Below are 14,007 nucleotides of genomic sequence, written 5' to 3'. Positions count from 1 at the left end.
TAGCATTTAAAGCGCTTAATGGAGGCTTAACACGGGTATTTTCATTACTTCTCTTTTTAATACATTTTTTGCAATTTCTGGCGCAACTTCATAAAACTCATTAACGTATTGTTGAGCATCGAAATGCCTTCTTAACTGTTTCTGTATCTGACAGGGGTTATCGCAAGGCAAAGAAAAAAACAATTTATAATCGCCGGGACTTTTAGCCGAAAGTGATTTGGCATACTCCTCGGCATCACTTGTTGTACAACCAATCTTAATCACATTGGAAAAAATAGAATGTGTCATTATATAGACATTGCCAAATGAAGCTTTGTCAGGAATTAAGCACTGCTGTGAATTTTTGATACGCATAAGTAAGCTCTTATTGATGAATAAATTGTTGAGGTTTATTCAGCTTTTTTAATGATTAAGTCTCTTATCAATAAGGTAATATTATCGAGTATTTAACTTGAAAATATTGATCCTGTTCTGTTTTGTATCTATTGATGAACTATTTGAAGCTGAGGTTGATACGGATCAATGTTTCGTTATTAAAGGTGATGATTATTTATTTTTTTAGTGGGTCGCTACAGGGAATTATGAAGGTTGAGGTTAATCTATGCCTGTTATCATTTAAGATGCAGGTTTCAGAGCGCTTCTGCGATGGGTTGAAAATGACTTTATACAGCGTTAAATACTTAAACCATAGAATGACTATGATTAAAGTATTTCCCTTACCTAAAGTCATTTTAATGCCCAATGAAATCCTGCACTATGAGTGGTAACGGGTATAAATGCCTTCTAATAACGCTTGGAATGTTCTCGATAGAGTCATTGCCAAGCAATAGCGTACAGTGCGCAAAATAAAATGACGAGTTGAATCCTGCACCTTGAAGTCGTTTGGTATATAATGATGTCCCCCTCTGGATAATACTTGTGTTGCAACACATATAAGGCTGATTTTAGAGGGCTTGCGTGTAAGGAAGCTTAAACGTAGAAATCATTGGTTTAACAAAACCGCTAATAATACCTATATAAGAAAAAACCCCGAGTAGTATGGCATGCAGATATTAGAAAAACATTACCAGATTAACAGCGTTAGTAAGGCTATTGGCGCAGGTGAAAATTCCATTATTGCACTACCTACGGGGGGCGGTAAAAGTATCTGCATACTTAAATTATGCCAAGCAATGTCCGACAAAAATGTAGTGGTAAGTCTACGTAATGCTGCATTGATCCCTCAATTATTAAACACGCTCACGATTAATGGCTTGACTGTGAGTGTCGTTAAATCAGGCTATAAGTATATAGCTGGCGGTGATGTGACTTTAATTATGGAGCAGTCATTTGCCAGAAGAAAGCACCTAAATATAAAGTGTGATGTACTGCTTCGCGATGAATATCATGTAGGGTGCATGGGTGGTGTTTATATCGCTATGCGAGAAGAGCTATCACCTGACTTGATTATAGGGCTCACTGCCACACCGATTGATAGATTAGGCGTCTATATTGATAAGTCGATGAAATTGATCGAAGAGACGACTACCAGAGAGTTGATTGAATTAGGTGAATTAGCCAAGCCTGTTTACAAAGTACCTAGCCTATCTCAAGAGATAGATTATAGTACGGTCAAAATGTACCGAGGTGACTTTAGTGTTTCTGGTTTAGATTGTATCTTATTGGAACATTGCTCCTTAGTTGCTCAGCAGACCATTGATGACGCATTGTCTCATGGTCGTAAGGTTATGCTATTTGCTAACTCTATTAAACATGTAGAAGCACTATCTGAGGCTTTTGGTTTGCTCGGTGTTGAACACGAAATTGTTCACTCTCAGCGCACCGGAGATGCTAATGATGAAAGCATACGTAGATATAAGTCAAACGAGGTGAGGTTAATCATCAATATGTCTATGCTTACCATAGGATTTGATGACCCTACTACCGATTGCGTTGTTTTAGCCCGACCTACTAAGATATTAAGGTTGTATTTACAGATTATCGGTCGATGTTTACGTGCATCAAAAGGTAAAGCTAATGCGTTAATATTAGATTTAGCGCAATGTATCTCTACCCATGGTTTTGCGGAAGATTATAGAGACTTTACCCGTAAAACGGCTAAGTCTGCAGCGATAATGTCTGAAAGATTGAGTGTGACTAACATAGCGCAGTTTGTTGATGGCGAGTTCAGCTACAGAGAATCAATAGAGCGTAAAGTTATCAAGAAGAAGTCACCTGTTACGCGCAAAAAAATTCAGAATACGTTAACTGCCAGCAAGGAGCTTATTGATAAAACGGTGAGCAAGCGAGCTAAATCGTTAGTTAGGCTTAACCCTAGAATGGAAAAACTGGTCAGTACTATCGAGTTGGTTAATATTGTTTATGAACAGCAAGACGAAAATACCAAGATGCTTGATGAGTTGGCTATGGTTAAGATCGTTGCCTTGATAGGTTTTGCTTACAGTGATGCTTTAGTTGATAGTTGCACTAAGTTAGTCGAAACAATGCACGCTCAAAACCAATCAATTAGAGCTTTATTACCTAAAGTGAGTAATTTGATAACGGCAATAGCAATGCAAGATTTAACCGTCACAGAGGTGGTTGCTAAGGCATAAACATCGGGTATATCAATAAACAAAGAGCTTAACGGCTCTTTTTTTTGCCCTAATTATGAGTTGAGTTAAGGTCTATTTATCTCTATTGAATGCATAGGGAAAATAACTTGGTAGTACCATGGTTAATGATCACTATGAACATTTTTTCGATGCCAATTTGTAAAAAAAAGGTTACATAGCTATAGTCACTTTATCTATAACTTCCAGATAAATCGCCATTTATAATGCGAAGACTAATACCAATTTGATTAAATTTCTTCCCAACTCAGAGCTCTGCTCGATGTTCAATAACAAGGCAAATTTGTTTCGGTTTAGTCATTCTAAATCAAATAAACTTAACGATGTTAATGAACATCGAGAAAGCTCCCAGAGGGCGAGTTTAAAAGGTTTACATGCTGCGTTATTGATTTTGATAAGGGAATAACCATTCTCTTCAATCAATGCCTTGCCTCTAAGCCTTTTAATTCTCGCTGAGTGGGAAAGAACTTAATCAACTTGGTATAATACTCAAATTATTATGTTTACTTTATGTTTTCAGTCCTTGGCAGGCGAGTGCAGATGATATTCGAGTGGTCACAGAGCATCTTCCTCCTTATCAGATTGTCGAAAAAGGACAAGTTATTGGGGGTTCTTCTTACCTGATTATGAAAGAAGTACTAAAGCGTGCAAATATACAAGCCCCTCATGAGGTTTTACCTTGGGCACGCGCATATAAAATGGGACTCAGCAGAGATAACACCATCATTTACTCAATAACGAGAAGTGTAGAAAGAGAGTTGTTATTTCGGTGGGTTGGTCAACTACAGCACTTGAATTATACTTTTGTTTCGACTAAATATAATCAAGATATAAATATTAAAACGATCCGTGATGCACTCAATTATAGGGTGGTAACCGTACGTGATAGTTTTGAAGCCAACTCACTTCAACGCATGGGATTCAAGGAGGGGGTTAATTTGTACCTCGTTGTTGACGACAAAACAGTATGGAAAATGTTAGAAAAAGGTAGAGCGGATATTACGTATGCTAATACGTCCATTTTTTTCGAGCCTAATGTAGATAAGTGTCTATTTAAGGAGCAAGGACCCGTTATCGAAACTTTTGAATTGTATGTAGCGGTAAGTTTAAATACCGATGAAAAAGTTATAGATAAGCTAAAATCCGCATTACAACGTGTTAAACAAGCGCCTTCATTTAAAGAACTTTTTAACAAATAACAATCCCCGCGCACTTCATACTTTCGACTTCATCAGCCCAAATAAATGTTCAGTTATTGCTCCTAATTAAGATCTTAAGGTTAAAGTCACTAAGACAATACCATGATCGGTACTTTCGCCATCACGATCGAAAATAGGATTAATTAAATGTCGGTCGTAAGTATGATAATCACTAACCTGATAGAGACTATCGTGATAACTGGCATCAAACTCACACGATAATAAAATGTAATCGAGTACTGAGCTACCCGCGCCAAAATAATGGGTTGGAGTACGTGGTGCTTTCTCTTTTCTATTTAGTCCGAGATTGTCTGCATCAGTTGCATCATTAGTTAACGCCGCTTGAAATAAATCCCAGCAGTCATTTAAACAATATTTAGCTAGGTAAGCATCACTGTCAATACGTGACACAAAACGTAGGGTGTTTGTCGTTAAATGACTCAATACCCCATCAGCTAAGTTATTATTAAAATCGCCCATTAATACCATAGGGTAACCGGTAGTCTCACGGCGTTCAATCATATCAATCATCAATAACGTTGCTTCACTACCACGCTTTATTGTTGATCCCCAACCACCCGCTACAGTGGCTTTTAGGCTTTCAATGATCGTTTTTTCTGGTGACCAATTATTATTTTTCTCATCAAGTTCAATCATGGAACGTTTAGATTTAAAGTGCACCACATAACAATCACAGTTGCCCATGTGGGGTATATCAACCGTCGCTCTTAGTATCTTTCGGCTAAAAGAAAAGTCATCAGCTAAACCTAATGTTGTAGCAAGTTCACTGTTAGGTTTTACCGCTTGAATATCAACAATAGGATAACGAGATGCAATGGCAACAACAGGACGTTTATAAATAAAATCATCAATGACTTGGGGTTGATCAACCACTTCAAAATAATCATAGCCTTGAGTACTCACTAATTCTTTTAACGACTCAGGACTAAATACTTCTTGAAAACCAATAATGTCAGGCTGATATTCACGTAAATAATCGCTAATCCAATTCTGCTTTTTTTTCCATTGTTCGGCACTATAAATACGTTCAAACTCATAATAAGCATTAGGTGGTTCAAGGTAGTTAAACAAATTGAAGGTAGCAATTTTAAGTTTTAAATTTTTTACAGCTGTATCTGATGTCGCTATTTTTGATACAGAAATAGCGGGGAGTATCTGATTGTTTTCTGTTTTATCTTTGTTATCAATATGATTGATGATGATAGCTCTACTAAACGATGAAGCATAATTATACCTCATCATTTATAAAATTATCCCATTAAAAAACAGTAATTTAAATTAGCATAGCACTAATATATTTGAGGATAGGGGATGATGTTATCGTTATTTATCAGCGTGTAATACTTGTTCCAACTTTAAACTCGTTAACTTCATCACACTCTTTACTACATAAAACATGATCGCAATTAACATTATCGTTGAGGGTATGGCAATGACCGGATAGCTCAACATGGTCATTTCACCCAGCTCTTCATTAAACTTTGTGGTACCGGCAGGGCTAACTACAATCCATTTAGCCAAGAGATAATTCATCGTCGCAGAAAAAACAAAAGTGACTGATAAAAGGTGGTTTGCTCGCTGAATTTTAGCTTTAAACTCATTAGTTTTATTTTTATCTAATAGCGTTTGATAGATTAAATCTAAATTAAACAACACCGGATTTAACAAAATTTTAGCGATTAAAGGTTTGCCCCAAAAACCAGATATGAGCACGACTAACCCTATCGCTAATGGAATTGCCGCTTCCTTAATTGCCAGCCATTCCACATCTAATTCAAATAAACCAATACCACCGGTTAGCAAGGTACTTAAAAAGCCAAGTAACGAAATAAAGTTCATCGACTTGTTTTTAATAAAGTCATACAAGCCATAACCAAGGGGGAAGAATAAGGCCAAAATTAATGCATACATAGAACCTAAATAGTCGTCCCCCGATAATTTCATTAAAATAATCGACGGAATAGCAATATTATAAATGAGTTCTAAAAAGGTGTTATTAGGGCGTTTAGCTTTTGTTTGAATTGACACGATACTTTCATACTAAGGAATAAATGAGAAGGGTCAGTATATTTCATCTGCTATTAGATAACAAAGCTGACATAGATGAAAAAGGTCTTTTATTGTAACTGTTTTCTTTAGCGCTAAAAAAAGGGCCTTCTTAAATGGCTATAGCCAGAAAGAGATTGAATGTTTTGGCTTTACTAAGCCAAGTACTATTCAGTTGATTAGTGATTAGTGATTAATCATTAATCACTAATACCAAACTCACTTTATTAATATTATCGGCTAAATATCACTGCTACCTATAGTAACCATTCACTCTTTTTTCTGTTTATTTTTGACCATTCTTTTTATGATTAAAGCTTATTTATTACATTGGCAATAAACATGACCATAAAACACCAGAATGAGAGTTATCGAAATGGAGAGCAAGTTCGTCGTGAAGTAATGAGTGATGAGTTTGTTGATCGCGCGTTAAATAATGCTAATGAATTTGATCAACCATTGCAGGATTTAGTGATGGAAAATGCGTGGGGAAGTACTTGGAGTCGAGATGATTTACCCAAAGATACACGAAGTTTAGTGACTATTTCTATGTTGATAGCCTTAAAAGCGCCTAATGAATTGAAAGGCCATATTCGTGGTGCATTACGTAACGGTGTAACTAAAGAAGAGATAAGAGCAGTGATTCTGCATGCTAGCGTTTATTGTGGCTTTCCCGCGGCAATTGAGGCGATGAGAGCCGCTAGAGAAGTGATTGATACTTGGGAATAGACTCTCTGATAAATGTGCTACGCATAATGCTTTAGAGCAGCAATTACCTAGTTAGCTTGAATTCTATGATAAGTGCCCAAAAGCCCTGCATTATCTTTTGTGTGCGGATAAGGACTTAGACACTATCATAATATCCACTACATAATAAAGTGACTCCCAGCCCCAAGGTTGGCGACCCAAATTATGAAATATCATACCCGTAGCAATATCTTCGGCAGAGAACTCTTGCTGGTGTTCAGCAAAGTAACGGGCCGCTTTTCCCATCTCGGTGTCAGTCAGTAATTTTGTCATCGCGCCAATGCCTGAGTGGTAAGATTGTACTAAGAGTATATCGAAGAGTGCTTGTTGTTTTCTCTTATCAAGGTGACCAAATACCGATAAAAATACGGGCTGAAGATTTCGTTTAATCATGACATATAAACGTACTGCACAATCTACCTGTGCCATACGATGTTGATAGAAGCGCTTTTCAATACCACAATCATGCAGAACCTCAGGTTTTAACTGCAACATACCTAAAGCATTCTGGCTTGAACGAACATTTTTTTTTGCTCCGCTTTCAATAATTAACTGGCCGACAAATAATCCCAATGACAATGTATCTATTGGCTCAGCCAGTTGCGAACTCCGGTGTTGATACATTAAGCTGACCAATGCTTCCAAACTAATAGGATTTGACTCTGTGCCCGCTTTAACACCGTCCCAAGTACCCCATACTTTCGATTCCGGCGCGGTGCCTTTTACGCGATCAATAGCTGCCCGAATGTCGACCCATGGTTGATCACAACTCAAAGCAAAGGGGTAACCTACGGTAGAAGCACTTCCTTCAATCCATCTATTAACTTTATTATTCTGGTGTAATTGCAAACGAACTTTATTTAACTTTGCCTGTGTTTCTATCGCCGTATCATCATTATCCATCCAGGTTAAGAATCGGCCTCGTTGATCAAAAAACACATGTCGGTCAGGGACCTCGCAATAACCATTCGACAGTAATACCCAGCGGCGTAACTCGGCTAAATTATGGGATGCCCCTTTGCTAAAAGCGTAAGGGGTATCTCGAATGACTTGTTTCCAGTCTGACGTTGATACGGCAAAGGTTATTGAGCACCAGAGTAGTAAGAATGTAAGCAGGGTAAATTTTATTAGTACGATAGTTAACTCACTAAAAAATCAATTGTTATTATAGTTATATCAAAAAGTATGAGAATAATAAACGCGATTTCTTATCTAGGCAACAGCTTAGATTAAAACAATAATTATTTTAAGTAACAGGCCATCTTTATAGCGTTTTAACTGTCTGAACGTCTATGAATCTAAAGAAAAGAAAAGAAAAGAAAAGAAATACAACACAATTGACTTAAAGACCTAACAAGCGCTATGTCTGTTTGAGAATAAACGCTCGTAATTAGACAGGGTAAATCACTTAGTTTGAGCCCGACTTTATGGTGAACAAGTAGTTATGGATACAAATCTAATCGGTGATAGCTCTTTAAAATCAAAGAACCATTCTCCATAACCGCTACACTTGAGTTTGTTGTACCTAAATCAATACCAATACCAATAATCTTAATTATAATAATAACCGGTAACTTAATGAATAATTTAATAAATTTTATACCGGCACTAAAGAATAAGAACATCAGCATCCTTTAGTGAATGATTTAAACGATGACCTATTGGCGCGGATGACGGATTCAGTGAGACAAATTATTAATAAACAATTACAGTATTGGAAAAAGAAGTAAAATACACGCAATATGCAGCTAATGCTCCTTTGTCCAATACATAACACTCTTCAATTAACCTTCCTGATTGATGCTCGGCGTAATAGTTTTGGTTTTACTCTGCACGAACGTAATCGTTGAAAAAACTTCTTTATTTGGGTATCCATCGGCAATAAGTTGATGCTGTAGTTGAAATGATCGAATGGCATCTCTACTTTTTGGTCCCCAAATGCCGTCGGGCTCACCTGTTTCAAACCCTAATGCGTTGAGTTGGCTTTGTAGATTTTTCATGTCAGCAGTACTATAAGGTTTCACGTCAGTTTGCGCTTTTTGTAAAAAAGACATCTCTTTAGCACCCACTAATTTATTGGCTAATATGCCGACTGATAGCGCATAACTTTTTGAAAGATTCCAGGTCATAATGACATTGAAATTTGGGTATAGTAAAAATGCAGGACCTTGGTATCCAGAAGGTAAATAAAGCTCAGCCTGAATATCATAAGTAGGTAATGCTTGGTTATTTGTTTTTTTAACACCTAACTGCTGAAAATAATCAAGCGGGTAATATTGATCAAAAGCGACTTTATCAAAGGCAAAGTTCTCTGGTAATTTAACTTCTCTGCCCCAACGTTCTTTGGATTGCCAATCGATTTTATTTAGGTAATTTGCCGCTGTTGTTAAGGCATCAGCTTCACTTTTCCAAACATCTACTTTGCCATCATTATCACCATCTACCGCATACTTTAAGAACGCGGTAGGCATAAATTGCATGTGCCCCATCGCTCCAGCCCAAGATCCTTGTAATTGCTCAACCGCAACTTGTTCTGTTTCAATTAAAGTGAATAAGTTTAATAATTCAAGCGTAAAAAACTCACTACGGCGCTCATCACAGGCTAACGTTGCCAAGGAATTAAGTACCGACATTTTACCTTTGTGTTTGCCAAAAACTGTTTCTAAGCCCCAAAAAGAGACTAAGTACTGGCGCGGTACACCATACTTTTTTTCTAAGCTATCAAACAGTTCCTGGTTATGTTTTAACTTTTCCTTACCCATTCGAACATGGTAATCGGTAACTCTCGCCTTAATATATTGCTCAAACGTTTGGGTGAATTCGGGTTGTTTTTTATCTAAAGCAATCACGCGTTCAATAGGCGAAATATCACCAATAACTTTTTGCGTAATATAAGAAGAAAAACCTGCTGTTTTAGCTCGTTCAACTAAATTTATCTTACATTGGGAAAAGTCTGGATCGGCAATCGTTGCATTAGCAAGGATAGGGATAAATAAGCAGATGAACATTAATTTCCTAACATTAAAGAAATTAAGTTTTTGTTTATCAAAATTGTGTGACGAGTGCATAAATGAGCATTCCTTGGCTAAAATTAAAGCTGAAAATAAAATAGCACAACATGAGTAATGCTATCGCTAAATGTTACCTTGATAACCAGTATTAATCATCGTTTTCATTAAATAATTTAAGTTAAAGATTATGCAATCAACTCATTGAATACGTATGCAAGTAGCTGTAATTCATTCTCACTACTCTTATGCTATTAATAATATTGAAGATAGTCAGGAATAATAATGAAAAAAATACTGTTGGTTATAACCACATACTTAATATCGCCGTTGTTATTTGCACAAACAGTGCAAGTAACCTCACCAGATGGAAAAATTATCGTCTCAATAAACGATGATAAAATACCTAGTTACAGCATTACGCTAAATAGTGAAATGGTTATCGCTGATTCTCGTCTTGGCTTACGTTTTAAAAAAGCGGCAGAATTAGGTGCAGGTTTTTCAATAAAGCACTCAGCAAAGGCTAGCAAAGATAGCACTTGGCAACAACCTTGGGGCGAGCGAAAGCATGTTCGTGATAACCATAATGAGCTGACCGTCACTTTTTCAACTCATCGAGAAAGTGCCAATGTTTTCAACGTGAAATTTCGAGTATTTAACGACGGTGTTGGTTTTAGATATGAAGTACCCGCACAAAAGGGCTTAGATGGAAGCATCGAAATAACCAATGAACTGACCGAATTTTCAATTAATAATGCCAATGAATCAACCGCATGGTGGATACCCTCGCGCGGATGGAACCGTTATGAATACATGTATAAAACAACTCCATTTTCTGAAGTTGACCAAGTTCATACACCTTTCACCTTTAAACTTAACTCAGGTACTCACCTAAGTATTCACGAAGCTGCCTTAGTTGACTATGCGGGCATGACCTTAAAACAAATGCGTGGTGGCGTATTAAAAGCTGACTTAACGCCGTGGTCTGATGGCATTTTAGTGAAGAAAAAACCAAATTTCACAACGCCTTGGCGCACTATTCAAATGAGTGAGAATGCGGTTGGCTTGCTAAATTCAAACCTTATTTTAAATCTCAATGAACCGAGTAAATTGGCTGATACGTCATGGATTGAACCCGGTAAATACGTGGGTATTTGGTGGGGTATGCACATTAATGAAACCACATGGGGCAGTGGTGATAAACATGGTGCGACCACAAGTGAGACGAAGCGTTATATGGACTTTGCCGACAAATATGGTTTTGATGGCGTATTAGTTGAAGGTTGGAATATTGGCTGGGATGGCGATTGGTTTTATAATGGTGATGTCTTTAATTTTACCAAAGCGTATGATGATTTTGATCTTAAAGTAATCTCCGAGCATGGTTTAGCCAGTGGTGTTCGCCTTATTGGTCATCATGAAACATCAGGGAACGTGACTAATTATCGTGACCAAATGGCTGATGCCTTTGCTATGTATCAACAGCATGGTGTACGTCAAGTGAAAACAGGTTACGTTGCTGATGGTGGAAACATTAAACGTATTGATGACAATGGCATTGTTCGCCATGAGTGGCATGATGGTCAATATATGGTTAATGAATATCTTCATAATGTTAAAGAAGCGGCAAAATATCAAATTAGCATCAATACACATGAGCCAATAAAAGATACTGGACTTCGCCGTACTTACCCTAACTGGTTATCGCGAGAAGGCGCTAGAGGACAAGAGTTTAATGCATGGGGATCACCACCTAATCCGCCTGAGCATACGGCAATATTACCCTTTACTCGATTGTTATCAGGACCTATGGATTTCACACCAGGCATCTTCGATATGGGTTTTAACGGTTTAGGCGAAAAGGCTAATCGTCCACAAACAACCTTGGCGAAACAATTAGCTCTTTATGTGGTGATTTATAGTCCCATTCAAATGGCAGCTGACTTACCACGTAATTACGAAGCTAACTTACCTGCCTTTCAATTTATTCGTGATGTGCCAACTGACTGGCAAGAAAGTAAAGCTATTGCCGGTGAAATTGGAAAATTTGTCGCCTTTGCTCGCCAAGAACGCGATGGAAAAGATTGGTTTGTCGGCGCATTAACGAATGAAGAAGCGCGCGATATTAGCTTATCTTTAAGCTTTTTAGAAAAAGGTAAAAAGTATCAAGCGCAAATTTATCGTGATGGTAAAGAAGCAAACTGGATAGATAATCCCTATGAGATGATTATTGAACAAAAAACGGTTACCGCTTCAGATTTATTGTTATTGCCTTTAGCTACTAGCGGTGGTGCGGCAATTAGATTTAAAGCATTAGATTAATAGGGACATGATGGTATTAGTAAATAATGTAGCAATATAGTGTACAAATGCAGATGGTTGCTCTTAACTATGGATAATAAATGGGCAGCCACCGCCGTTACATTAATGGGTGATTAAATAGTATGGTGAGGAGGGCGCCACTGACTTCTCAAAACCAAGACTAAAGACCGTTATCTTCAGTCCAATCTTTAAGCTTTTCTAAAATATCTAAGGCAGTACGGCCAAAGTCGGTGATTTCATAGGCGACAGCTATAGGGCGATCACTGATCACTTCACGCGTGACTAAGCCTTGAACTTCTAATTCCTTTAAACGCTGATCGACCATCTTCTTACTGGCGCCACCTAACATACGAGATAATTCATTAAAACGTACTGGACCGTCTTTTAGATGCCAGAGAATAGACGCTTTCCATTTCCCCCCTAAAACTCGCATGCCCCGCTCAATAAGGCAAGGTTGCTCACAGCTTTCTAAATTTATTTTTTTACCGCTACTATTTGTTTTTGTTGTGCTTTTCATTGTATTGGTAGCTCTAACTTAGTGGTTACTAAAAGTATACTGGTTGCTTTAATAAACCACTCTAGCATAATACTGTTTTATATACCTTATTAATAAAGCTGCATTGGCGTTAGCAACTAACGCTCACATGAACTTTAGCGCAATTTTAGGACCACATTTTATGCCAATACTCACCTCTTATGATCCCATTAATAGAGCACCTCTGGGTGATGTTCCCATTACTGTGCCGGCACAAATGCCAGCGGTTATTTTACGTGCTAAAAAAGCGCAAAAAGCATGGTCGGCACTTTCTCTTGATGAGCGACAACAAAAAGTGGTGCAGGCATACGAGCGTCTTACTTCGGTAGAGGATCAGTTAGCATTATTGATCAGTAAAGAGATGGGTAAAGATTATCGTAGAGCGGATTACGAAGTCACAGGTACAGTGCAGAATGCGGCCTATTTTACTCAGGAAATAGCGCAAGCGTTAAAGACCGAATCAATGGGGCACAATGGTGAAATGCAATACCGACCATTAGGCGTTGTTGCCGTTATCTCACCTTGGAATTATCCCTTAGCGATGGCGAATAATTTGTTATTACCAGCGTTAGTTGCGGGTAACAGTGTGGTGGTAAAACCGTCGGAAGAAACGCCTTTGGTTGCTGAACTTTTTGTGAAAACATTAAATCAGGTGCTGCCGGAAAATGTCTTACAAATAGCGCATGGAGATGCCGATACCGGTAAAGCGTTGGTTAATGCCGACATCAATATGGTGGCTTTCACTGGGTCTCTCGCTGCTGGCAAAGACATTATGGCAAGTGCTGCGTCAGGACTTAAACGTTTAGTGATGGAATTGGGCGGCAATGATCCGCTTATCGTTATGGCAAGCGCAAATATTGATGAAGCGGTTCAGTTTGCAGTGGCTAGCTCTTTTGAAAATACCGGTCAAATGTGTACCTCTACCGAGCGTATTTATGTTGATGAACGTATAGCTGATGAGTTTGAGCAAAAAGTGGTTGCTTTAGCTCGTCGTTATCAAGCGGGTCCTTGGGATCAACATAATGTTAATATTGGCCCAATTGTTAACCCTAAGCAGCATGCTAAGGTATTGTCTCAGCTTGAAGATGCTCAAATTAAAGGAGCAACATTTTTATTAGGAAATCCCCATTATGATTTGCCTTATATACAGCCTACGGTTGTGACTGGCATCACCCCAGATATGCTGTTAGAGCAAGATGAAACCTTCGGTCCTGTGGTGGCTATTAGTCGTTTTACTGAACTATCTGAAGCGATTGAACGCGCTAATGCTAGTCCATACGGTTTAGGTGCTGTGGTATTTGGTGGCGCTGGCGCAAATGCGGTTGCAGAGCAAATGGAAGCTGGCATGGTGGCGATTAATCAAGGCGCTGGCGGTCTTGGTCCTTGGGTCGGCGCTAAGCAAAGTGGTTTTGGTTTTCATGGTACCGCTGCCGGTCATCGCCAGTTTTCCCAGCTTCGAATTATCAACAAATAGTACAATTAACCGCGAGCACTTAACTTAGATCACGCAGCAATAC

General features: G+C 38.2%; 11 protein-coding genes. 5 read left to right on the top strand and 6 right to left on the bottom strand.

The annotated features are described in order from the left end of the window. Positions 1 to 15: 15 nt before the first annotated feature. Complete coding sequence (locus CXF71_RS14150; RefSeq protein ID WP_101233602.1) at positions 16 to 354, bottom strand: GIY-YIG nuclease family protein; 339 nt, start codon at positions 352 to 354, stop codon at positions 16 to 18. Positions 355 to 1,043: 689 nt separating this feature from the next. On the opposite strand from CXF71_RS14150, the gene CXF71_RS14140 reads away from it, so the two are divergent. Beyond that, a complete protein-coding gene (locus CXF71_RS14140) occupies positions 1,044 to 2,594 on the top strand; it encodes a DEAD/DEAH box helicase (protein WP_101233600.1) in 1,551 nt (516 codons plus the stop codon). A 569-nt stretch (positions 2,595 to 3,163) separates the two neighbouring features. Next, entirely contained in the window at positions 3,164 to 3,811 is a 648-nt protein-coding gene (locus CXF71_RS14135) for a substrate-binding periplasmic protein (RefSeq protein ID WP_157826766.1), read from the top strand. A 66-nt stretch (positions 3,812 to 3,877) separates the two neighbouring features. Here the strand turns inward: CXF71_RS14135 and CXF71_RS14130 are convergent, their stop codons facing one another. Further along, a complete protein-coding gene (locus CXF71_RS14130; protein ID WP_101233644.1) occupies positions 3,878 to 4,903 on the bottom strand; it encodes an endonuclease/exonuclease/phosphatase family protein in 1,026 nt (341 codons plus the stop codon). A 252-nt stretch (positions 4,904 to 5,155) separates the two neighbouring features. Then, positions 5,156 to 5,860 carry a VC0807 family protein gene (locus CXF71_RS14125; RefSeq protein WP_101233598.1) on the bottom strand — a complete coding sequence of 235 codons (705 nt, stop codon included), beginning with the start codon at positions 5,858 to 5,860 and terminating at the stop codon, positions 5,156 to 5,158. 360 nt (positions 5,861 to 6,220) lie between these two features. Between CXF71_RS14125 and CXF71_RS14120 the strand changes: the two genes are divergently transcribed. Next, positions 6,221 to 6,607, top strand: coding sequence for a carboxymuconolactone decarboxylase family protein (locus tag CXF71_RS14120; RefSeq protein ID WP_101233597.1), 387 nt, complete (start codon positions 6,221 to 6,223; stop codon positions 6,605 to 6,607). A 90-nt stretch (positions 6,608 to 6,697) separates the two neighbouring features. On the opposite strand, the gene CXF71_RS14115 is transcribed toward CXF71_RS14120, so the two are convergent. Continuing rightward, positions 6,698 to 7,564 carry a hypothetical protein gene (locus CXF71_RS14115; protein WP_232771486.1) on the bottom strand — a complete coding sequence of 289 codons (867 nt, stop codon included), beginning with the start codon at positions 7,562 to 7,564 and terminating at the stop codon, positions 6,698 to 6,700. Positions 7,565 to 8,409: 845 nt separating this feature from the next. Beyond that, entirely contained in the window at positions 8,410 to 9,693 is a 1,284-nt protein-coding gene (locus CXF71_RS14105) for a lytic murein transglycosylase (RefSeq protein WP_101233594.1), read from the bottom strand. Positions 9,694 to 9,918: 225 nt separating this feature from the next. Between CXF71_RS14105 and CXF71_RS14100 the strand changes: the two genes are divergently transcribed. Continuing rightward, entirely contained in the window at positions 9,919 to 11,955 is a 2,037-nt protein-coding gene (locus CXF71_RS14100; protein WP_101233593.1) for a glycoside hydrolase family 97 protein, read from the top strand. A 160-nt stretch (positions 11,956 to 12,115) separates the two neighbouring features. Here CXF71_RS14100 and CXF71_RS14095 read toward each other — a convergent pair whose 3' ends face one another. Next, complete coding sequence (locus CXF71_RS14095) at positions 12,116 to 12,472, bottom strand: winged helix-turn-helix transcriptional regulator (RefSeq protein WP_101233592.1); 357 nt, start codon at positions 12,470 to 12,472, stop codon at positions 12,116 to 12,118. A 160-nt stretch (positions 12,473 to 12,632) separates the two neighbouring features. Between CXF71_RS14095 and CXF71_RS14090 the strand changes: the two genes are divergently transcribed. After that, complete coding sequence (locus tag CXF71_RS14090) at positions 12,633 to 13,964, top strand: aldehyde dehydrogenase family protein (RefSeq protein WP_101233643.1); 1,332 nt, start codon at positions 12,633 to 12,635, stop codon at positions 13,962 to 13,964. Positions 13,965 to 14,007 lie beyond the last annotated feature (43 nt).

The organism is Colwellia sp. 12G3 (assembly GCF_002836775.1).
GTDB lineage: Bacteria > Pseudomonadota > Gammaproteobacteria > Enterobacterales > Alteromonadaceae > Colwellia.
Note: the sequence above shows the minus strand (reverse complement) of the source record. Positions and strands in the feature narration are given on the sequence as shown.